The organism is Candidatus Hadarchaeales archaeon (assembly GCA_038823825.1).
Taxonomy (GTDB): Archaea; Hadarchaeota; Hadarchaeia; order Hadarchaeales; family Hadarchaeaceae; genus JAVZGN01.
The window spans coordinates 172799-194174 of the sequence record JAWBCC010000002.1 but is presented as its reverse complement, the minus strand read 5'-3'; the positions used below and the strand labels follow the sequence as shown (position 1 = coordinate 194174).

Below are 21376 nucleotides of genomic sequence, written 5' to 3'. Positions count from 1 at the left end.
CGCGTTTAACCTCCGGAAATCATGAAAGCCCTTAGCCTAAGCAGATGAAGGAGAATCCTTATGCCACTGGCGATGGTCGTCCCTTTCTTCTTGGAATATTCAGAAAACCTGCATATCGCTGGGACTTCGGATATTCGAAGCCCAGACTTTCTTGCCCTTATCAGGATTTCGGAAGATACTGCATATCTTTCGCAGGTTATCTTTATCTTTTGAAGAGCCCGCCTGTTCAAGGCACGCAAACCAGACTGCGAATCCGTGAAGGGTCCCCCAAGCACTCTCGTGACAACGTTTAAAACGAAGTTTCCAATCTTCTTGTTCAACGGGATGTCTATCATCCGTCTATAACCTATGACGAGATCTGCATGATTCGCTGCTTCCACCAGCTTTTTCACATCTGATACGTCATGCTGACCATCGGCGTCAAAGGTCACGGCGATATCCGCACCTAATTCAAGTGCCTTAGATAGACCGGACCTCAAGGCTGCCCCGAGTCCCATATTCTTAGGATGTGAGATAACAACTGCTTCTTTCGATTTTGCAATTTCGGCGGTACGGTCTTTTGAACCATCGTTCACCACTATTATATTCTTCCAACCCTTTTCCTTCAGAGAATCTATCACATCTCCAATCGTCTTCTCTTCGTTGTAAGCTGGAATGACTATCCAGATATTCACAAACAAACCTCCCGGAGGAAGCGGCGAACACCATCTTCAATTTCGATTTCCGGTTTAAAACCCAACAATTCGGAAGCCTTCGAAATATCTGCCCAGCTATGTCTTATGTCCATAGGACGAGGAGGAGCGTGAATCGGTTTGAGGTTTTCCTTGCCTGACAACTTAAGAAAGATGCGACACAACTCGTTTATCGTTGTCGCCTTTCCGCTTCCGATGTTTATTATTTCTCCTTTCGGCATTTTGTCAAACGCCATAAGTGTTGCACGAACCACATCTGAAACAAAAATGAAATCTCTTGTTTGTTTACCATCCCCATAAATCACGGGTGGTTCTCCGGCTTTTATTTTTTCTGCAAACTTCACCATAACTCCTGCATATTCGCCGGGTGGCTGACGTGGCCCGTAAACGTTGAAATAACGAAGAATTACAACTGGTAAACCGCCCTTGCTGAAATTTATACAGAGCCTCTCCCCTTCTAATTTTGTTTTTGCATAGGGGGATAGCGGAGATGGTGGTTTAGATTCGGGAATCGGTAGGTTTGGAGATTCTCCGTAAACTGCACAAGAGGATATAAAAACAAACTTTTCAACACCCTCGACTGCGGCTTCCTCCAGAACATTGCGGGTGCCCTCGACATTGACATCCCACGACACTTCCGGATTTTCTACCGAGAATGGGACACTCACAATCGCTGCTGTGTGAATAACCCCGAAAACTCCCCCCATTGCTCTTCTCACATCCAACCGATTTCTGACATCTCCTCGAATGATTCGAAGTTTATCCTCACCGATGTTAACTGGAAGGTTTGAGATCTTTCCTGATGAAAAATCGTCTAAGACAACAACCTCGTATCCCCTACTCAACAAACCCTCGACGAGATGGGAACCTATAAACCCCGCGCCACCAGTGACCAATACTTTCATCCACCCCTCCCCTCCTCTTTAAGGATTAAATAAGATACGAGCATTTTTCGTTTTGAGTGGCATGAAGGTGTGGCATAAAGAATTTTCATTTAGAACCAGAGAAAGGCGGGAAATTGTTGACATAACCCACGAAATCGTGAAACTCGTAAAAGAATCTGGAATAAAAAACGGACTGTTGATAGTCCAGCTTCCTCACGCAACGGCATCACTCGTCCTCAACGAGAGTGAAAGTGGACTTGAGCAGGACATTCTCAACCAGCTGGACGAGATCGTGCCCGTAAGAGGCGACTACTTACACGACAGAATAGATGACAACGCTCATGCGCATATAAAATCTGCCTTGATTGGCTCGTCCAAGATTCTTCCAGTGATCAACGGAGAGATTGTCAGAGGAACTTGGCAAAACTTTCTAGTGATCGAGGAAGACGGACCAAGAACCAGAAGATGTGTTGTTATGGTCATAGGAGAATGAGATGATGAAGACTCTTTATCTTGACATCGAGACTACTTCGCGGAAAGCCGATGAAGGGATGATCATAGCCATAGGGGTTTTGACCGGAGACGAACCAGAAGTTGTGTTTGCGGAGACTCTAGAAGAAGAGAAAAGAATTTTGCTTTGGTTAAAGGATAAGCTGAAAGACTGTGAGCTGATCATCACTTGGTATGGCTCTGGATTTGACATCCCATTCTTGATAACCCGCGGGATTGTGCACGGTCTAGACATGAGCCAGCTTGAGGAGATCCCAATGCTTGATCTTTGCGAGTGGTGCAAGGCGAAACTCCTGCTCTCAAGCAATAGTCTGCAGGCTGTGGCAAAGTTTCTCGGAGTTTGGGAAGCGGGTAACTTCTCAGGGGCAGACGTTGGGACACTCTTCAAAATGTCAAGTAGGGGAAATTTCGAGGCCCGCAGACAGATCGTTCAGCATTGCAGAGAGGATCTTTTGGCTCTTAAACGCGTTCACGGAAAGCTTGAGCAGATCTTCGGGGGATTCCTACGGAAGAACTCGAACAAAGAATGAAAAACTGCAGACTCTGCAGGCTTCACAAAACAAGAACAAACGTAGTTCCAGGAGAAGGCCCGATCAACACCAAGATAATGCTGGTAGGAGAAGCACCCGGGTTCAATGAAGATAAACAAGGAAGACCATTTGTCGGGGCTGCCGGACAGCTGCTCACGGAGCTCCTCAAACTCGCCGGGATAGAACGGAGTTCCGTTTACATCACGAATGTCGTAAAGTGCAGACCTCCGGGAAATCGCGAGCCTATGACAGACGAGATCGACGTGTGTACAAAAGAATATCTGGAAAAACAATTTGCGATAATAAGACCTGAGCTTGTGATAAGCCTCGGGAGAATCTCTGCTTCTGAACTCCTGGGATATCCAGTCAGCATAAGTAAAGAACACGGAAAAATCGTCAGATGCAAATACGCCGGAGTCGATTTCAAACTCTTTCTCTCTTATCATCCCGCCGCAGGACTTTACGGAGCTCAGATTAGATCTGAGCTTGAAGAAGATTTTAAAAAATTATCAAAAACGCTTGACAAGTATCTTGCGGTATGAAGATATTGCCGCGAGAATTTTACGAGAGGAAAACTCCGGAAGTCGCAAGGGGATTGCTTGGAAAACTTCTCCTTCATCGTGACGATGAAGGAGAAACTGGAGGAATAATCGTGGAAACTGAAGCTTATTTGGGAAAGGGAGATCCGGCCTCGAGAGCTTCGAAAAAGAAAACAAAACTGAACGAGATAATGTGGAGCAGGGGAGGGTTAGCGTTTATTTATATGGTTCATGGAAAATGGCTTTTCAACATAACGACAGAAAAACCGGGTATCCCCGGAGCAGTTCTCATAAGGGCAATCGAACCTACAATCGGTATCGAATTGATGATTAAGAGAAGACAAGTACAAAACATTTTGGAACTCACATCAGGACCAGGAAAACTCACTGAGGCGATGAAAATAACGAAAGAACTTCATGGAGTGGATTTAACTTTGCCTGAAAGTCCGCTGATTGTTTGCGAAATCGGCTTGAAGAACCTTGAAATCTGTTCGTCCCATAGAATCGGTGTGAAGAAAGATTTGCAGAGAAAACTCAGATTTTTTGTATGTGGGAATCCCTATATCTCCAAACAAAAGCCATTCAAAAGAGCTCTATGAAATTAATAAATGGATCGCGGGGCTTGTTTTCAAAACGCAAATATATACCCGTTTTGTGTCAAAAAACATATTGATGGTTGTTAGAGCACATTTATATATCTCTGGAAGAGTTCAGGGGGTCTTTTTTAGAGATAGTGTTCAAAGGCTCGCGAGGAAGCTAAAAGTAGTCGGCTGGGTAAGGAATCTGCCCGATGGAAGAGTAGAAGCTGTTTTCGAGGGTGATGAGGAAAATGTAAAAAGAATGATCGAATTTTGCAAGAGAGGTCCGCCCGCTGCAAGGGTCGACGATGTCAAAGTGATATGGGAAAAGCCCAGTGGAGAATTTGATGATTTTGAAATTAGGTGGTGAGATAAGGAAAGGGTGATTAACTGACTGGTCCAGCTCCAGGAAAGATACCTTTGGACTGTAAGGTTCTATTGAAGAACGAAAAAACCTTAGAACTAGAAGACGCCGAAGTATATATACATGTCAAAGGATATTCGCTCGCCAGAGTCACCCATCTCGACATAGAGCATGAGAAACTGAACGAACTTCTGCCGGCGGAAAGCGGAAAATTTTTGAACATAACGGGAACAACCGAGGGGATAGTGATAAAATTCGAAGGAACAAAAGAAAAATTCCTCATCATTGAATGCGAACTCCTTAAAGAGGTACTTGCATCCGGCGAAAAAACTAGAACTTGGGTTGGCGGAAAAGAAGGCGGAATATACATAGGCTTTAGAAAAGCCGAGGTCGAGAAACTTGAGAAAATTGCATCAAAGAGGTTTGGAATCGAACCTAGAAAGTATGTCGATTAACTCGAAAAGAGATTTTATGCCTTTCTTTCCATCTCTGTCTATCAGAATAGCGTGGATGCCGGCTTCTCTGGCAGCTATGACATCATGCTCCAAATGATCTCCAACATGCAAAAGTTCACTCGGTTTCACGCCAATCTTCTCACAAACTTTTCTGAAAAACTCCGGCGTTTTTCCGATTTGACCGAAATCTGAAATTGATGAAAATACACCAGATATCAACCTCATCATCGGTTTACCGTTCAGAGCCATATTAGCGAATTCTTTGGCGGCCGCCGTGGCAATGATAAGCTTGTATTTCCCGGCAAGTCTCTGCAAAACCGGTTCAACATCTGGATATAGCTGTGCTCTATTTCTATACTCCGCAAGTACTTCATCCCATTTATTCCCCAAATCAAATCTCCTAAACCAATACTTTATGTCATACCACTCAAGTCTCCTCGGGCCGACCTCATCGTATGCCCTCTTGATCTTCTCTACTGCGACTTCAAAGGGAACTTTCCACCTCTGAGAATACAGTTTCGGAATTGCCTCAAACCATACAGAGTTGGCGAAATTTTTGTTCACAATTGTGCCATCCATGTCGAAGGAAACAGCCCTGATCATTCACAGACCTCCGAAAACTCACAATCTTTGACAGTAAACCTGACCAGAACGAACAACTTCCTTCAGGATATCTGGACTTAATTGGGAGATGAGTCTGTCTATTTCTTCCCTAGTTCCGGAAATCTCCGCTATTATCGCACCATCTTTTGCCTCTATTATTTTCCCTCCAGCCTTCTCTATTCGCTCGACAACTCTCCAGTGATCCTCCCCGGAGAGTTTCACCGTCTTCAGTAAGGCGATTTCCCTTACAACACTATTCTCAGGATCTATCTCCTCCACAGACTCTATGGGTTCAAGCCTCATCAAAACTTTCCGCATCAAGTTTGCCGTTCGGTCGTCCGCGTTGAAAAGTAAAATTATTCTCGCCAAACCAGATGGCTCTATCCCAACCGTTATCGAGTCCAAGTTCACCTGCTTGCGTGTGAAAGCTCTGGTTATTCTCATCATAACCCCTGGAACATTCTGACAAAGAATGGAAAAGATGTGCTGTTTCATTTTTCCACCTCACGTTAGGATCGGCTCATCCAATCTGCCTCCGGCTGGAACCATGGGCAGTACATGCTCATCAGGATCTATGATTATGTCTATGACGGCTGGCTTTCCGCTTTCTATCGCTTGCCTTAGAGCTGGAGCAATCTCGCTTGGTCTGGTCACCTTTAAGCCTAGGGCTCCGTACGCCTCAGCCAACTTTGCAAAATCAGGGGATTCACCGAGATATACCTGTGATCTACGCTTGCCATAAAAGAGGTCCTGCCACTGTTTGACCATTCCGAGATACCTGTTGTTGAATATGCAAGCTATAACGTCTATGTCGTTCACAACAGCAGTTGCGAGTTCCTGTGAATTCATGAGAAAACTTCCATCACCGGCTATATCCACGACGACATGGTCTGGTTTGGCGACCTTCGCCCCGATCGCGGCTGGAAATCCGAACCCCATTGTTCCCAAACCTCCTGAGCTTATGAAATGCCTCGGCTTCTTGACCTCGTAAAAGTGAGCTGCCCACATCTGACACTGCCCAACCTCCGTTACAACTATACCATCAGGTCCAAGAACGTTCATTATCTCTTTGATTGCTCTTTGTGGCTTAATCGGGACTTCGTCGTAATCCATCTTCGGAGCTAGATCTTTTTTCATTTTTTTGATGCGCGATAACCATTCGCTGGTTCTATCTTTTCTTACATGATCCTTGAGAGCTCCCAATATGGCCCGTAGGGTCTTTTTAGCATCAGCAATTATCGCGTGGTGAACCCTCACGTTCTTCCCGACTTCAACCGGATCAATATCAACATGAATTATCTTCGCGCGAGGAGCGAAATAACGAACGTCGCCTGTAGCTCTATCGCTGAATCTTACGCCCACAGCAAAGAGAAGGTCGCATTCGTTCACAGCGAGATTGGCTGCCATCCTTCCATGCATTCCGAGCATGCCAAGCGAGAGCGGATGATCCTCTGGAATTGCCCCCTTTCCCATGAGTGATGTAACAACCGGAGCCATCAACGTCTCCGCGAGGGCTACAAGCTCCTCAGATGCTCCAGACCAGATGATCCCTCCTCCCGCGTAAATGACTGGTTGCTTCGCATGCACAAGCATTTCCACGGCAAGCTGTATCTCCGACGGTGTTGGATCAATCTTCATATATTTTTTGTAGGGAGGGTCTCTAGTGAGATCGATATTCGCGCTGCTCTGCTGAACATCTTTGGGAATGTCTACGTGAACTGGACCGGGTCTCCCCGTCGTGGCGATTTTAAATGCGAGTTTGATTACCAATGGCAATTCCTCGACGGAGCGGACAAAAAAGTTATGCTTGGTTATCGGTAGCATTATGCTCAACATATCTGCCTCTTGGAAGGCATCCGTGCCGATGCTCGACTTGGAAACTTGACCAGATATTGCGATGACCGGTGAGCTATCCATATAAGCGTTTAAAATACCAGTGACTAAATTCGTCCCTCCGGGACCGGAAGTCGTTACACAAACGCCTGGTTTACCCAGAACTCTGGCGTAACCATCGGCCGCATGAGCAGCCGCCTGTTCATGTCTCGTGAGTATGTGTTGGATCTCGGTCTCGTCATATAAAGCATCGTACATGGGAATAACAGCACCTCCTGGGATTCCGAAAACATGCTTAACCCCATGGAACTTCAGGCACTCCCAAACAGCCTTTGCACCGGTCATTTCGGGCATTCTGACCCTCTCTTATTCTCCTGAAAGACTTATAACGTATTTTCTCGGATGGGTTTAAAAACGGACGAGAAAGGTTACACGGTATCTCTTTTTTCCGTCCTTCGTTTGACTGATCAACTTTGAAGTAGAAGTTATTCTCGCACCCATTCCTTTAAAAACGGACGAAAGCCTCCTGCCGAGCGAAATATTGCTCACGTATATGTCTGCCCCGTTTTCAAGCGGAACAAATTCCGAGATGAAATCTTCTTCGGAAATCAAAAGATCGTCTTTCGACTTTCGCAGAATTTTTGATATCTCTTGAGATGGAATTCCTCTAACTTGAACGATTGCCTCATAATATCCTGCTTTCCTGAGCGAGCAAAGTTTACAAGTCATGAATCTTTCCTCTATCTTCACAGGTTTCTCGATTTCTATGGGGATTTTTCGCGGTTCTCCCACACTACCAAAGACGCAAATCATTTCTGTACCATCTTTCGTCTTCACTTCAAACTTTAGACCATCTGGTAGACGCATTTTTTTGTTCAACTCCGCCATAACCGCTTCTTCTTTTGTGACTTTCATCCACTCGCCGCGGATCAAAAAGGAGCCGCAGATTTTGCATGAAGTCAGCTCCACCTTATCCGGGAGTTCTAATCTAAAGCTCTCCCTGAAGCAGCGCTGACAGAGGCCCTCAACAAGAGGTCCAGCGTCTTTTTCCAATGCCCCGCACTTATAGCAGAACCTCCTCACAGATATACTTCTTACCTCAAGGATTAAACGACCATGAAAAGAGTTTTGGAGATGATGAGATGAGGCTGCTACTCATCCACGCGGATTATCTAGAATTCGAAGCGAAAGAACCGACACCGATAGCTGAGGAACTTCCAGAGGAGCTAAGATCCAAGAGGTTTGAAGAACCACTGGTAGTTTTCACGGCCGTTGAGGAAGAGGATATAGAAAATGTTCAAGAGATCGTGAAGAAAGCCGCGGATGAGATCTCGGATGTTAAAGAAAAGGTTAACGCAAAACTTGTTGTAATATATCCATACGCCCATCTCAGTTCTTCCCTTGCCCCGGCGGAAAGTGCAGTGGAGACTCTTAAAATGCTGGCTAATGAGCTGAGATCTAGAGGAATTGAAACAGAACGTCTACCTTTTGGATGGTATAAAAGCTTTAAAATCAGCTGTAAGGGACATCCACTGAGTGAACTCTCCCGGCAGATTTCTCCAACCGTTGGTGTCACCGAAGCCGTAACTAAAGAGGAAACCATAAAATCTCGCTGGTTTATTCTCGAACCTGATGGAAAACTTCATGAAATAACAATGGAAGATGGAGAAATTCGGGGCTATGATTTTTCCAGATATCCTGAGCTGAAACTCTTTGCCATCCATGAGATTTCGAGAAGCAGAGAGGCAAAGGAGGAACCTCCTCACATCCAGCTAATGCGTAGATTGGAACTCGTGGATTATGAACCGGGGAGCGATTCGGGCAATTTCCGCTTTTATCCGAAAGGTAGATTCATGAAATTCCTGCTGGAGAGGTGGGTAAGCCAGAGGGCAAAAGAATACGGAGCGATGGAGATAGAGACTCCCATAATGTATGATTATGATCATCCGGCGCTTAAGAGCTATTTAGAAAGGTTTCCGGCAAGACAGTATACTCTGAAATCCGGGAAGAGGAGATTTTTCCTCAGGTTTTCCGCTTGCTTCGGACAGTTTCTCCTAGCATCTTCAGCGGTTATCTCTTACAGGAACCTTCCACTGAGACTCTACGAGATTACACATTACTCTTTCAGGTTGGAGAAAAGCGGAGAGCTTTCGGGCCTGCGCAGGCTGAGAACCTTCACTATGCCAGACATGCACACAATTTGCGCGGACATCGAGCAAGCAAAAGAAGAATTTAAAAAACAGTTTAAACTCTGCATGAGATGCCTGAGAGATCTGGGAATCAAAAACTACGAAACTGGAATAAGAATGACCGAAGATTTTCTCGAGAAAAACAAGGAATTCATCATCTCTCTCGCAAAACTCGTGCGTAAACCAGTATTGCTAGAAGTGTGGAGCCAGCGGTATGCTTACTTTGATCCGAAATTCGAATTTAACTTCGTGGATACAACAGGCAAAGCTTCTGCGCTCTCTACCGTTCAGATGGACCATGAAAACGCGGTAAGATATGGAATAACCTACGTGGATGAGAACGGATGCAAAAAACATCCCATAATTCTGCACTGCTCACCTTCGGGTAGTCTAGAGAGAGTCATATACGCGCTGCTTGAGCAGGCGTACAAGGATATGCAGAATGGGAAGACTCCCTGCCTCCCACTATGGCTTTCGCCCACCCAGGTTAGGATAATACCAGTGGCGGATAGACATAAAAAGTTCTGCGAAAGGCTTGCCCAAGAAATCGAAAAAGAAGGCATAAGGGTTGATCTGGACGACAGAGGAGAAACTGTTGGCAAAAAGATTAGGGACGCGGAAAGAGAATGGATTCCATACATTCTCGTAGTCGGAGATGAGGAGATGAAAACCAAAAAGTTAAAAGTTAGAATAAGAGGGAAAAAGAGACTAAAGAGCCTTGCTCTCAAAAAACTCTGTACCGAAATAAAGAGAAAGACGGTTGGTTTTCCGCAAGAGCCGTTGCCGCTTCCGAGAAAACTTTCGGCGCGACCGATATTTTTCGGTGGTTAAATGAGAAAAGCATATACAGCGCTAATTGCGCTTGGTTTAGTCAGTCTCCTGGGCGATGTTGTTTATGAGGGATCGAGAGGAGCTGTGCCGGCTTTCCTTCGCGGGTTGGGCGCATCCGCTTTTGTTGTTGGAGCAATCTCCGGAGTTGGTGAAGCTTTTAACCTGATTCTAAGATTCGTAAGCGGAGACGTGGCTGACAGAACCGGAGCATATTGGTCACTAACAATAATCGGTTATGTTTTGATTGTTTCCATACCTCTGCTAGCCTTCACTGGACGTTGGGAAATAGCCGCGATTTTGATTCTCACAGAACGTTTAGGAAAAGCTCTCAGATCTCCAGCTAGAGACGTCATCCTTTCAGAGTGCTGTAAGGAAATAGGAAGAGGAAAGGCTTTTGGAATTCACGAGTTTCTTGACCAAATAGGCGCGGTTTTGGGACCGGTTTTGATATCGGCTGTTCTTTTAATATCTAACGGTAATTATCGCTTCGCGTTTTCCGTCATGTTCATACCTTTCTTTGCGATGTTGTTTTTCCTTGCCAGAGCACGTAGACTTTTGGGAGAAGTTGAAAAGAGAGCCGAGAAAAAGGAAGAGAAATTCAGTTCCAGAGAGTTTACGATGTACGTCTCAGCGGTCGGCTTAAACACTCTCTCGCTAATCCCTGCCTCTCTAATTCTTTATCAGATATCTGGAGAGGTTGGGGCTTGGGCCGTGGCGCTAGTTTACGCATTGATCCAGTTAGTCGACGCCCCCTCCGCACTGCTTGCTGGACACGTTTACGATAAAATAAGGCAAAAGATGCTGATTATTCCCTTCGTTTTATCTATTCTTCCTGCGCCCCTTACCCTTTTGGGTGGGAAAATCAATCTTATTGCAGCTGCCATCATATTTGGATTCATTCTAGGAATGCAGGAATCTGTCTACAGAGCATTCGTCGCAGACATCGTACCCCTCGAGAGAAGAGGTAGAGCGTACGGAATTTTCAACTCCGTTTATGGATTCTCTGCTCTAGGAAGCGGTTTGATCTTTGGAGCCCTACTCCAAGCAGGGGCATACTGGCTAGCGGTTTTTGCTTATTCTTTCTTTCTAAACGTTATTGGAATCGTTTTACTTAACGAAAGTTGGAGAAAATCAAAGCCGAGAGATAAATAATCGCATCAAATCTGGGCCATAAATAAAGCCAAGGGACCCCTTTCTCGCCTCCGTCTCGGAGAATCGAAGCCCGTCCCCTTTCTTTTTCGGAGAATAAACAACCACTGGAACCGGGTCTGGCATGTGCATTCTCCTCTCAATTGGTGTCGGATGATCCGGCAGAAGCATGATCTTCACGTTTTCCATGTCAACCCTGTTCAGAATCCTCCCCAAAAGCCTTTTATCCAGATCCTCGATGGTTCGGACCTTTTGATCAAAGTCTCCGGCATGACCAGCCTCATCCGGCGCCTCCACATGAATGTAAATCAAATCTAGTCCCTCCTCCAGTGCTTTCAGAGCATAGTCGGCCTTTCCCTCATAGTTTGTGTCATAATAGCCGGTAGCACCCGGGACTTCTATAACTCTCATCTTCGCATAATTTCCTATTCCTTTGATGAGAATGATGCCCGAAATCACGCCTCCTTTTAAACCATATTTCTGTTCAAAGGGCTCAAGCTTTGGCTTCTTTCCCGGCCCCCAAAGCCAAATCATGTTCGCCGGATTTTTTCCCTCACGCTCTCGCCTAAGGTTTATAGGATGTTTTGACAAAATTTCGTAAGACTTCAGCATAAGTTCATTGAGTTTTTTCCCGATTTCTCCGCCGTCCGGGCCAATCATGTGTTCCTTAATTGGTTGACCTGTTATGCTGTGTGGTGGACTGCAGCCGACATTTATCTCCTGATTTTTGAGCAAGAATATGTGTCTATAACTGACGCCAACAAAATACTCTCCAACACCAAGTTGGGAAACTGCGTTCAAAAGTTCCCTAGCCTCTTCATTCGTCACGTGCCCTGCTGAATAGTCTACGAGAATGCCATCCTTGACCGTGACAAGGTTGCATCGGAAAATTATGTCATTATCCCCGACCGGAACGTTGAACGCTCCAGCTTCAAGTGGACCTCTCCCAGTGAAATACAAGACGGGGTCATAACCAAGAATAGAAAGGTTCGCCACACCGGAATCCGGGGGCATACCATCGGGGACTGTTTTTATGATACCAAGTCTTCCGAGCTTCGCAAGCATGTCTATATTCGGTTTGTTCGCTGTTTCAAGCGGAGTTTTTCCACCGTGTTTTTCCACCGGATAATCAGCCATCCCGTCGCCGACAATCACAATGTACTTCATTTGCCCACCACTTTCGTCTTCTAAATTTTTTGTTTGGGGGTAATTTAAACAACACCCCCTGATGAAAAATGATGCCTGCCCAGCATTCGGGCAGGCAAGATAAACTAATCTCTTATTCCTTCTGGCGTTATTCTTATCGTTGTAGACTCTGGGGGAAGACAGGGATGATCCACAAGTTTTGCTATCCTCGCGTCGTCTTTCGCTTTTTTGAGGTATATTCTCACAGTGACCGCATGACCTAAAACATGACCACCAACTGGCCTAGTCGGATCTCCGAACATCACGTCAGGTCTTGCCTGCACTTGGTTCGTAACAAAGACAACAACATTGTGTCTTTCTGCGATGTTGTGGAGTGCGGCGATATGGCGTCCAAGCTTTTGCTGTCGCTCAGCAAGAGTGCCTCTCCCACAAAACTCCGTTCGGAAGAGCGCAGAAACCGAATCAACAACCAAGAGTCTAACGGGTTCTTTTCTGCAGATTTCTCCGATTCTTTCAACTAGAAGAATCTGGTGGTCTGTCGTGAGAGCTCTGGCTGCGTGGATCTTCTCCAAGACTCCCGCTGGATCCAGCCCGAGGGCTGAAGCCATCTGAGCAATTCTCTCCGGGCGAAACGTACCCTCAGTGTCGATGTAGATAGCGTTACCCTCGAGACCTCCTCGTTCGCGCGGAAGCTGAACATTCACACAGAGCTGGTGGGCAAGTTGAGATTTTCCGCTACCAAATTCTCCAAAGACTTCTGTAACGGAGCCGGATTCTAGTCCTCCTCCAAGGATTTTATCAAGAGCTGTACTCCCTGTCGTGAGCCTGTCAATGTTCTTTCTCCTCTCGTATAGCTCGCTCGCCAGCTGGTAGTCTAGCTTGATCGCATCCCTCGCCGAGTTTATAATCTTAATCGCTGAACGCATGCTTATCTCAGCTGCATGCATGAGCTCGGTGGCGGTTGCGGTTGCAAGCTGGGATATTGTTGAAAAACCGGCCGCTCTAAGCTTTTCTGCCACAGAAGGGCTTAAACTTTGCAGTTCTTCTATCTCCATTTGAATCGATGTACTGTTGAAAGCAGCACATATAAAAATCTGAACAAGTGTTTCTACTTTAATCCGAACCTGCGGCTTTTGAGTTTCCCAATAAAACTCGATGTTGCAAACGCTACAATTCGACGTCGAGATTTAATTTCTCCGCTAATTCCTTGTACCTATTTCTCACCGTGACTTCCGTGACCCTCGCAACCTCTGCCACATCCCTTTGTGTTCTTCTCTCACCACAAAGAACGCTGGCTATGTAAACTGCTGCCGCTGCAACCCCCGTCGGACCTCTTCCAGACGTTATTCCCTTCGCCTGTGCTTCCTTTAGGATCTCTATCGCCTTCGTCTGAACCTCGCCGCTGAGACCAAGCTCTGCAACGAAACGTGGGACATAGTCGATCGGACTTGTCGGTCTCAAATGGATAAGCAATTCCCTGGCTATGAATCTATAACAGCGCCCGATCTCTTTTTTACCCACTCGGGCTACTTCCGCGATTTCGTCGAGAGTTCTGGGAATCTTACATTCTCTACATGCGGCGTATAGGGCGGCGGCGGCCACGCCCTCGATAGACCTCCCTCTTATGAGGCGCTCCTCAACCGCCTTCCTGTAGATTAGCGAAGCCGTCTCACGGACGTTCTTCGGCAGAGCTAGCTGGGAAGCCATCCTGTCTATCTCCGAGAGAGCAAAAGCCAAGTTACGCTCCATTGCATCCGAAACCCTTATTCTTCTCTGCCATTTCCTAAGACGATAAATCTGGGCCCTTCTCTTCGGTGTTAAAGATTTCCCGTGAGAATCTTTGTCCCTCCAGTCAATCATGGTCGAAAGCCCCTTGTCATGGATCGTCAAAGTCATTGGAGCCCCCGTTCTCCCCCTCTTTTCCCTCTGCTCCTCATCGAAAGCCCTCCACTCCGGTCCGAGATCCACGAGCTTTTCCTCTATCACACAACCGCAATTTGCGCAGACGATCTCCCCGCGATTATAATCCCGGATATTCTTTTTCGAACCACAGGCGGGGCATGGGATTATTTCCTCCGTTTTTCCACCCCCTCTTCCTCATAATATATTGTTGAACCGAGAAGATTTGAAGGATCGATTTCTGAAGCTGTTTTAATGACGGCGTATGGCTCTGTGGTAGGTCCGAATATGTCGCTAATCTCGCCTACCCGCCTCTTTCTGCCATCGAAAACCGGTTTGCCGAGCTTTGGAACGAACGTGCATTTGATTATCAGACCTTTAGATCCCTTATGCAGAACTTTTCCTAAAATCTTCATGGTATAAAAATGTTGATTTAACACTAGTATAAATACTTTTTGGTTGGAGAGAAATATATCCTCAGATCTTCTTAAAAGATTTTCCCCAACTTGTCGGTAAAAATCATGCTTTTATATCGCTTTCAATTCTGTATCCACTGAGGTAAACCATGGCGAAGAAAAAGAAAAAGGAGAAAGAGGAAACAGAAGAGATTCTTTGAGCAAGCTTTTTGATTTTTCTTGGGGGGATTTCTCCCCCTTTTTTCTTCCTATCGGTCTGACAAATCATCTCATTGATTTCCTCTTTCCGCACCTCTCCTGCCAGCATTCCTCACAGTTCACCGTTATCTCGGGGAAACGAATCTTCCCTTTTATATTCTCCACAATCTTTTGAAGTTTGACGATTTGCTCCTCTGAGCCAGAAACGAGCAAGGTGACACTTCCCTCTGCGCCACTCAAACCACCCGCGCCCATCACTTTCGCATCCGCTCCCGTCAGAATTTTCACGGCCTCAATCTCCGTAACTACGCGCCCGGATATGGGGATTAAACCAACGGGGACTCCCGTGCTGTAGTCGAATCCGAATATCCCTGTCTCCGGAGCAACTTCTTTTATCGAGCTTGGTATGAACTTCTCGAGACCAACTGGGATTATTAGTTTCACCCCTCTTGAGCTGACGATTCCGAGGATCTTCCCGATGGTTCCTCCCGTCTCGGAAGCTAGAAAAATCCCAGCTGTCCAGCTTGGGTCCAGCGCATTCGCTCCCTTTATCACAACATCTGATGGGCCAAGTTTCGGAAGAACATCGTCCAAACCCATTTCCGTCAGTTTTCCCTTGACAAATACGAACTCTTTCATCCTTCGCTCTTTTGGGATAACACATGTTCCTTGCGGGAGAATAACTCCTGCTGCAAACCTGCTCGGGTCCACGGATTTTTTGCAGAGCTCTTGAGCGACAAAAGCGTTCGTCGTGCCCAAACAGACAACAACAATCCCCTCTTTCAGCGCTTTTTTCACCTCAGACAATCTGACAACTGCCATTGCGATTAAGCGCTTGGACTCGGGCGGTGTGAGGGTTATCTGAGCCTTCGCCATCAAAGAAATAACTGCCTAGGGAGTTATTAATGGAATGAGTAAAGAGATGAAAATATACGCGCTTGGCTACGGCAGACTCTCCTTTGAAGATTTTCTGGAGATCTTGAAGGAGAAAGGAATCAAAATTGTCATCGATGTCAGAAGATTTCCAACCTCTAAGATCCCAGATTTCTGTAAAGAGCGCCTATCTGAAAAACTGAAAGAGTTTGGGATCGCATACGCACACATCGAAGAACTCGGAGGTTTTCGAGGAGGTTACGAGCGCCACATGAAAAGCGAAGAATTCAAAAAGGGTATGAGAAAACTGAAGAAACTGGCCGAGAGAAAGACTTCCGTCATAATTTGCGTGGAGGAAAATCCAGCTTGGTGCCACAGAAGATACATAGCGAAAGAACTCAAGCGAGAGGGATGGGAGGTTATTCACATCAAGCCTCGGAGACTTGCTCGATCAAAATCGCATTGACAACGCCATTCTGGCCTGGTCTGCTTGTCACCCTCGCCCTGCCTATTTCAGTCTCTATTATAGCTCCTTTTGTTAGGATGTTTCTTCTGGAGAAGTGCGGATTTGCAGGATTTTCTACAACGGAGATTATTTTGACCTTACTCGCCTTCCCCGTCCTCGGATCAAAAACGTTGGCATAGTCTGCAGAGAGAAGCCTGAGTTTATAGTTCCCTCCTCTAACTCTTACTTTTATGAGCTTTCTCGGACCAATCGTGGGTTCTAAAAACTCTCGGCCGATTTCTCTCTTTCTCTTCTTTCTGCTCATCCTGCGGATTCCGCCCGTCGGCTTCTTTAAGGATCTTCCATGCCAAACGACCATCTTCTTCCCAAAAGAAAGAATCCACTGGATATAAAAGTCTTGGGTACCTATTTCAGCAGTTCCTCTAGTTTTTCTCTTATCAAATCCATGTCATCCTCGAGGCCAAAATAACTCGCAAACTTTTTGGTCGTGCGAAGCACGCGTGTCTTTCCAAGAGGTTTGGACTCGACGAAGCCAGCCGCGACGAGCTGTCTCACATGTTCGTAAGCTCTGTTCCCCCTCACTTCTGCGAGTTTAGCAAGCGTTATATTTTGTTTATATGCGATCAACGCGAGTGTTCTCAGCGCACCAGTCGAGATCTTTATCTTTGGCATTAGAGGGGCAACTTTTTCTTTAACCCTTCCTTTCAGCTTTATAGCGTAAGCATTTCCCAACTTCTGAAGCTCAAAGGGAGAATCCACCTTTTTGTGCTTCTGCTCTATCTTTTCCAAAAGCTGTATAACATACGTGTCCGATTCTGTGCTCAGAATTTTTTTGATCTCATCGATTGTAAGAGGATGATCGCTTGCATAAAGCGCGCCTTCAAGAACCACTAGATCCTCCCGTATTCCCATCTTTTTCACCATCCAGAAGTTCGATCTTTATATCTGTGAAAGGTTCCGACTGCTCCAATCTTATCTTTCCGTCTGAACTCAGAAAAATCAGGGTTAGAAAAACCCTAACGAACTCCACGCGAGATTTCTCAGAGAGTAGGGAGAAAAAGGTGGGAGTCTTTCCCTCATTGACTATCTTTTTTATCTTGAGTAAGAGATCTTCCATCCACCTCAAAAGCATCGCATCTATGTCCCTTTGAATATCAACTTTGAGCTCCTCTCTTTTCACCGGTTTCTTTTCCTTGGTCTCAGGGATGGTTGCCAAAACCTCGCGGAGACTACCCAAAAGGTCTTCCAAGGTTATCCTCTGGGGAGCAAAGAATTCTATCGTGAGCTCGCCAAGCTCCGGTAACTCTATGTTTAACATCTCTTCGATTTCCTCGCTCGTCACCTCGGACTCGCCACGGACTGCTATTTCCGACTTTATTTTCAAAAGAGTTGCCGAAGAATGTACTACTCTGCTCGGAACTCGAAGATCTACTTCGTTTGTTTGCTTGAGTTTTGCTCTGTAGATTGATATGAGCTTTGAAATATCAACATCCCAGGGACTCAATTTGTGCAATCGAACGAGCTCCACGAGTTCCTGAACTGGCTGGTCACTGAGGTTCATCTGCTACCTCCTCCCTTAACATTGAAAGGTCTGCAGAAAACACCCTTGAAACCTTATCTTCCTTGACGACTCCGAATATTCTGTCCGCAACCTCTGCCATAGAAGTATGAAGCGTGATGACGATCATTTGAGATTCTCTTGAGAACTTCTTCAGAAGTCGGGCGACTCTTTGGCGGTTAAAAGGATCCAAGCTTTCGTCAATCTCATCCATGACGTAAAAGGTTGACGGACGACATCTTTGAAGAGCTAGCAAAAATGTGACCGCGGTTAATGTTTTCTGTCCGCCGGAAAGCATTCTCGTCTTCTCGCCAAAGTCTACATCAAAATCTAGCCCACCCTCAAATGGGTTCTCGGGATTCGTCAAGATGAGTTTTCCATCCGCTCCTCCAGAAATTTCCCTGAAAATTTCTGAAAAAGCCTGCGACGCGACGTTAAATACTTTGAAGAAAGCGTCTTTTTTCTTTTGATCGAGTTCTGCCATGAACGAGAGTATCTGTTGTCTTTCCTCCTCGAGTCTGCGGTATTTTTCCTCCTCCTCAGAAAGCTTTTTCTCTTCCTGTTGGAGTTCCTCCGGTGCTTTTGGGTTCACCTCACCTATCTGCGATTTACGCTCAAAAAGTTCTGCTTCCATCCTCCTAAGGGTTTCAAGCTTTTTCACGAGAAGGTGACTGTAGTCGACCTTGATTTTTGATAGTTCTTCCTGCAGCTTGACTATCTCCTGTTGTGCGGAAACCTTGCGACTTTCGAGAGTACCTTTCTTTTCCGCAATCGCTGATTGCTTGTCGCGGATGTTTTCATTCTGTGCGTTTAGTATCCTCATCTTTTCCTCAATCTCACTTAAACGCTTCTTCAGCCGCTCGATCGTTTTTTCCGTTTTCTCCTTAGCAGATTTCATCGACTCGAGCTTTCTTATGTTGCCGTCTATCTCACTTTTTATCCTCTCCTCCTCTCCCCTATATGCGGAAAGCTTACCCTGAAGGTTAAGAACTTGTCTAGCCAACTCGGAGCTTTCTGAAGTGACGGAGGGGATCTCCGACAAAACTTCTTCAAGCAATCTGTCAATTTGATTGAGCACGTTAGAAATCTGATTTAGGGTCTCTTTGATACAAGTGAGCTCAGATTGTCCGGAGAGTTCTGAAAGGAGTTGCTTGAATTTGTCGTACAACTCGCGCACATTTTTTATGCTGGAAGCAAATGAATCTGCCCTTGCGTTTAACTCTTCCTCCAGCCTGCGTAACTCCTCCTCTGCGTTGCGACTTTTTCTAGATATTTCCTCAAGCTGACGCTTTTGTTCTTCGATTTTTATCTCAAGTTCCTTGAACCTCGCAAGTACTCCACGGTGCTCGAGCTCATCGAGTTTCGCTTGAATTCTGGATTTTTCTCTCTCCAGCTCACTCAATTTTTTCTTTATTTTGTTTAGCTTGTTTCTGCTTTCTCTGTCTGCAGAGGATATTTTACGCAGAGAGGATTCCAGCCTCTTTAACTCCCTCTCCTTTTCTTTCAATTCTTTAAACAGAAGCGCGCCACGAACCTGCTGAAGCTCGCGGTCTATCGATTTTGCCGCTATGCAGTCTTGAGCCTGTTTTCTGAGTGTTTCCACCCTAGATCGAATTTCCTTGATGCGAATATCAAGCACGCGCATATTGTTCTCAACATCCAAGAGTTCCTTCTCTGCCTTCTCCCTCCGTTCGTTGTACTCTTTTACACCGGCAAGATCTTCTATGATTTCCCTGCGCTCCTCCGGCGTGAGAGAAAATATCCTCTTAACTTGGTCTTGAAGGACGAAGTTCATCCCGTCGGGGGATCCCATCACTGGAGATAAAATATCCACGATTTCATGGCGATCGGCTCGCTTTCCATTTATCCGATAAACACATTTACCGGATTTGTCGACCCTTCTGGATATTTCGACCATCTTGGACATTATGGGGAGCGCACCGTCGGAGTTGTCGATTACCAGTGTGACCTCAGCGTATGGGGCGATTATCTTGCCATCCCTCATATAAAGGAAATCTTGAAAACGTTCCGCTCTCATCATCGTTGTGCTCCTTCCTCCGAAGGCGAAGACGATGGCGTCAGCGATGTTGCTCTTGCCATGACCATTCCTGCCGACTATGACATTGAGGCCACGAGCAAGAGGAATAACTACCTTGTTAACGCCAAAGGACTTGAAGCCTTTCATCTGAATTTCTTTTATGTACGCCAACTTCCGACCCTCGGGATTACCCCTCGGGTCTAGCCTCAAATAAGTGATGGTTTAGGTGAGGATTAAAGCCTTCCGATGCCGATTCCAATCTGGTTGGAGATCGGAATGAAGCTCAGTGGTATGAAATGTCCGAAGTGCGGAAGAGGTAGGCTCAAAAGATGGGTGGAAGGTGATGAAATCGCTTCAGACGCAACATGGATAGCTTATCGCTGCGATAGCTGCGACTACGTTCTTAAAATCAAGCATGTTGATTAGAATTCTTCGCGTAAACCGTTTTGAGGAAAAATGGTGTGAGAAGGCTTGTCACAAGAATCGTCACGATTGTCATGGAGAAGAGGTCCGGACCAACCGCTCCGATCTTTATACCGATCGAGGCGATGATGAGAGCAACCTCCGCTCTAGGCAACATGCCGATTCCTATCCCCAGACCGTCCTTTTTGCCTAAACCGCCCACCATCGCACCTAATCCACAACCGACTATTTTGCTCACAAAGGCCGCAAGCAAGAAAAGCAAAACTGCTGGCCCTATTTTACCCAGCACCCATATGTCCATCCGGAGACCTGTTTCGAAGAAAAACAGGGGGATGAGGAATCCGTAACCTAGGGTGGAAACTATATCTTTGAGCGGGCGGGAGACTGGAGTTCTGCCTATGAAAAGGCCTGTTAAAAAAGCCCCTGTTATCGCTGCGATTTGGACCTTTTGTGCTATGCCCGATATCAGAAAGATGAGGACTAGTGCCAGAGAAAGAGACATTTCAGGTTGATACGTCAGAGAAACCCGCGAGAAAATTTTGGGAATGATTTTCAGACCAAAAATGATAACGGCAACAAAAAATATAATCATTAGAAGAAGTGTCTCGAAAACCCCAACGACAGACAGAGTTCCCAAGGCGATCCCTGAAAGAACGCTCAAGAAGATTATTCCGATGATATCGTCTATGACTGCTGCTCCCAAAATTGTTACGCCGCTGCGTGAGTGTAGTTTTCCCAGCTCCATTAGAGTCTCGACGGTTATTCCGACACTCGTTGCCACCAAGATCCCTCCAGCAAAAGCAGCTGTAAGAAATGACCATCCCAAAACGTGGATCGTTGCAAAACCCAATAGAAAGGCCCAGAGAGCCCCAAAGACAGCCGTTGTGAGAGAGGGCCTAGCGTATTTCTTTATTTCCCTCAATTCAAGCGAAAGACCTGCAAGAAAAAGAAGAATTAAGGCTCCTATTTCTGCCAGAGAAGAAATCCATTCGCCCGCCGGGCTTTGCAGATCTATACATAGTCTTGTGCCGATGAGGTGAGAAGAAATTAGACCGGAGACCGATGGTCCAGCGATAATCCCTGCACATATTTCTCCTAGGAGGCTAGGTTGCCGCAATTTGGTGGCTAGAATTCCTCCAATCCTAGCTAGGAGCAAACACATGGCTAAGTAAAACAAAAGGATGGAGAGATCCAAGATCCAT

26 protein-coding genes are annotated in these 21376 nt (G+C 46.0%); 10 read left to right on the top strand and 16 right to left on the bottom strand.

Annotated elements, in window-relative coordinates; translation table 11 throughout:
• Positions 1-5: 5 nt before the first annotated feature.
• Both QXF64_03545 and QXF64_03540 read right to left on the bottom strand, forming a co-directional pair.
• Complete coding sequence (locus QXF64_03545; GenBank protein ID MEM1689558.1) at positions 6-674, bottom strand: glycosyltransferase family 2 protein; 669 nt, start codon at positions 672-674, stop codon at positions 6-8.
• Positions 671-1597, bottom strand: a complete 927-nt coding sequence (locus tag QXF64_03540) for an NAD-dependent epimerase/dehydratase family protein (protein ID MEM1689557.1) — start codon at positions 1595-1597, stop codon at positions 671-673. The genes QXF64_03545 and QXF64_03540 overlap by 4 nt, the downstream gene beginning before the upstream one ends.
• Positions 1598-1658: 61 nt before the next feature.
• On the opposite strand from QXF64_03540, the gene QXF64_03535 reads away from it, so the two are divergent.
• The 6 genes from QXF64_03535 to QXF64_03510 all read left to right on the top strand — a co-directional run bounded on the left by QXF64_03535 (position 1659) and on the right by QXF64_03510 (position 4552).
• Positions 1659-2069 (top strand): secondary thiamine-phosphate synthase enzyme YjbQ, encoded by a 411-nt coding sequence (locus tag QXF64_03535; protein MEM1689556.1) that lies wholly within the window; start codon positions 1659-1661, stop codon positions 2067-2069.
• 1 nt (position 2070) lies between these two features.
• Entirely contained in the window at positions 2071-2616 is a 546-nt protein-coding gene (locus QXF64_03530) for a ribonuclease H-like domain-containing protein (protein ID MEM1689555.1), read from the top strand.
• Positions 2613-3158: a uracil-DNA glycosylase gene (locus QXF64_03525; protein ID MEM1689554.1), complete on the top strand. Its 546-nt coding sequence runs from the start codon at positions 2613-2615 to the stop codon at positions 3156-3158. The genes QXF64_03530 and QXF64_03525 overlap by 4 nt, the downstream gene beginning before the upstream one ends.
• Positions 3155-3754 carry a DNA-3-methyladenine glycosylase gene (locus QXF64_03520; protein MEM1689553.1) on the top strand — a complete coding sequence of 200 codons (600 nt, stop codon included), beginning with the start codon at positions 3155-3157 and terminating at the stop codon, positions 3752-3754. Before QXF64_03525 ends, QXF64_03520 begins: the two co-directional genes overlap by 4 nt.
• Before the next feature lie 73 nt (positions 3755-3827).
• Positions 3828-4103, top strand: a complete 276-nt coding sequence (locus QXF64_03515; GenBank protein ID MEM1689552.1) for an acylphosphatase — start codon at positions 3828-3830, stop codon at positions 4101-4103.
• Positions 4104-4153: 50 nt separating this feature from the next.
• On the top strand, positions 4154-4552 hold the full coding sequence (locus QXF64_03510; protein MEM1689551.1) for a hypothetical protein: 399 nt from the start codon (positions 4154-4156) through the stop codon (positions 4550-4552).
• Here the strand turns inward: QXF64_03510 and QXF64_03505 are convergent.
• The 4 genes from QXF64_03505 to QXF64_03490 are packed head-to-tail and all read right to left on the bottom strand — an operon-like array spanning position 4511 to position 8071.
• Positions 4511-5155, bottom strand: coding sequence for an HAD family hydrolase (locus QXF64_03505; protein ID MEM1689550.1), 645 nt, complete (start codon positions 5153-5155; stop codon positions 4511-4513). The two genes, QXF64_03510 and QXF64_03505, sit on opposite strands and share 42 nt — an antisense overlap.
• An 18-nt stretch (positions 5156-5173) precedes the next feature.
• Positions 5174-5650, bottom strand: coding sequence for an acetolactate synthase small subunit (gene ilvN, locus QXF64_03500; protein ID MEM1689549.1), 477 nt, complete (start codon positions 5648-5650; stop codon positions 5174-5176).
• A 9-nt stretch (positions 5651-5659) separates the two neighbouring features.
• Positions 5660-7342 (bottom strand): biosynthetic-type acetolactate synthase large subunit, encoded by a 1683-nt coding sequence (ilvB, locus tag QXF64_03495; GenBank protein MEM1689548.1) that lies wholly within the window; start codon positions 7340-7342, stop codon positions 5660-5662.
• 54 nt (positions 7343-7396) lie between these two features.
• Positions 7397-8071, bottom strand: a complete 675-nt coding sequence (locus tag QXF64_03490; GenBank protein ID MEM1689547.1) for a 60S ribosomal export protein NMD3 — start codon at positions 8069-8071, stop codon at positions 7397-7399.
• Positions 8072-8130: 59 nt separating this feature from the next.
• Here QXF64_03490 and QXF64_03485 point away from each other — a divergent pair, with 59 nt between their 5' ends.
• Both QXF64_03485 and QXF64_03480 read left to right on the top strand, forming a co-directional pair.
• Entirely contained in the window at positions 8131-10008 is a 1878-nt protein-coding gene (locus tag QXF64_03485) for a threonine--tRNA ligase (GenBank protein ID MEM1689546.1), read from the top strand.
• Positions 10009-11160 carry an MFS transporter gene (locus QXF64_03480; protein MEM1689545.1) on the top strand — a complete coding sequence of 384 codons (1152 nt, stop codon included), beginning with the start codon at positions 10009-10011 and terminating at the stop codon, positions 11158-11160.
• On the opposite strand, the gene QXF64_03475 is transcribed toward QXF64_03480, so the two are convergent.
• The 5 genes from QXF64_03475 to QXF64_03455 all read right to left on the bottom strand — a co-directional run bounded on the left by QXF64_03475 (position 11140) and on the right by QXF64_03455 (position 15692).
• Positions 11140-12324 (bottom strand): cofactor-independent phosphoglycerate mutase, encoded by a 1185-nt coding sequence (locus QXF64_03475; protein MEM1689544.1) that lies wholly within the window; start codon positions 12322-12324, stop codon positions 11140-11142. The genes QXF64_03480 and QXF64_03475 overlap by 21 nt on opposite strands.
• Before the next feature lie 104 nt (positions 12325-12428).
• The gene (gene radA / locus QXF64_03470; protein ID MEM1689543.1) at positions 12429-13358 is read right to left on the bottom strand and encodes a DNA repair and recombination protein RadA; all 930 of its coding nucleotides are present in this window, start codon (positions 13356-13358) and stop codon (positions 12429-12431) included.
• A gap of 112 nt (positions 13359-13470) precedes the next feature.
• Positions 13471-14370 (bottom strand): transcription initiation factor IIB, encoded by a 900-nt coding sequence (locus tag QXF64_03465; protein ID MEM1689542.1) that lies wholly within the window; start codon positions 14368-14370, stop codon positions 13471-13473.
• Positions 14370-14618 (bottom strand): Gar1/Naf1 family protein, encoded by a 249-nt coding sequence (locus tag QXF64_03460; GenBank protein MEM1689541.1) that lies wholly within the window; start codon positions 14616-14618, stop codon positions 14370-14372. The genes QXF64_03465 and QXF64_03460 overlap by 1 nt, the downstream gene beginning before the upstream one ends.
• A 264-nt stretch (positions 14619-14882) precedes the next feature.
• Complete coding sequence (locus tag QXF64_03455) at positions 14883-15692, bottom strand: hypothetical protein (GenBank protein ID MEM1689540.1); 810 nt, start codon at positions 15690-15692, stop codon at positions 14883-14885.
• 46 nt (positions 15693-15738) lie between these two features.
• On the opposite strand from QXF64_03455, the gene QXF64_03450 reads away from it, so the two are divergent.
• Complete coding sequence (locus tag QXF64_03450; protein MEM1689539.1) at positions 15739-16155, top strand: DUF488 domain-containing protein; 417 nt, start codon at positions 15739-15741, stop codon at positions 16153-16155.
• On the opposite strand, the gene QXF64_03445 is transcribed toward QXF64_03450, so the two are convergent.
• The 4 genes from QXF64_03445 to QXF64_03430 are packed head-to-tail and all read right to left on the bottom strand — an operon-like array spanning position 16118 to position 19961.
• Positions 16118-16513: a 30S ribosomal protein S8e gene (locus tag QXF64_03445; protein ID MEM1689538.1), complete on the bottom strand. Its 396-nt coding sequence runs from the start codon at positions 16511-16513 to the stop codon at positions 16118-16120. The two genes, QXF64_03450 and QXF64_03445, sit on opposite strands and share 38 nt — an antisense overlap.
• 47 nt (positions 16514-16560) lie before the next feature.
• Positions 16561-17067 carry an SMC-Scp complex subunit ScpB gene (gene scpB, locus QXF64_03440; protein ID MEM1689537.1) on the bottom strand — a complete coding sequence of 169 codons (507 nt, stop codon included), beginning with the start codon at positions 17065-17067 and terminating at the stop codon, positions 16561-16563.
• Positions 17036-17716 carry a ScpA family protein gene (locus QXF64_03435; protein ID MEM1689536.1) on the bottom strand — a complete coding sequence of 227 codons (681 nt, stop codon included), beginning with the start codon at positions 17714-17716 and terminating at the stop codon, positions 17036-17038. The genes scpB and QXF64_03435 overlap by 32 nt, the downstream gene beginning before the upstream one ends.
• On the bottom strand, positions 17703-19961 hold the full coding sequence (locus tag QXF64_03430) for an AAA family ATPase (GenBank protein ID MEM1689535.1): 2259 nt from the start codon (positions 19959-19961) through the stop codon (positions 17703-17705). The genes QXF64_03435 and QXF64_03430 overlap by 14 nt, the downstream gene beginning before the upstream one ends.
• Positions 19962-20027: 66 nt before the next feature.
• Between QXF64_03430 and QXF64_03425 the strand changes: the two genes are divergently transcribed.
• Positions 20028-20177 carry a hypothetical protein gene (locus QXF64_03425; GenBank protein ID MEM1689534.1) on the top strand — a complete coding sequence of 50 codons (150 nt, stop codon included), beginning with the start codon at positions 20028-20030 and terminating at the stop codon, positions 20175-20177.
• On the opposite strand, the gene QXF64_03420 is transcribed toward QXF64_03425, so the two are convergent.
• Positions 20161-21369: a cation:proton antiporter gene (locus QXF64_03420; protein MEM1689533.1), complete on the bottom strand. Its 1209-nt coding sequence runs from the start codon at positions 21367-21369 to the stop codon at positions 20161-20163. The genes QXF64_03425 and QXF64_03420 overlap by 17 nt on opposite strands.
• Between the last annotated feature and the right edge of the window lie 7 nt (positions 21370-21376).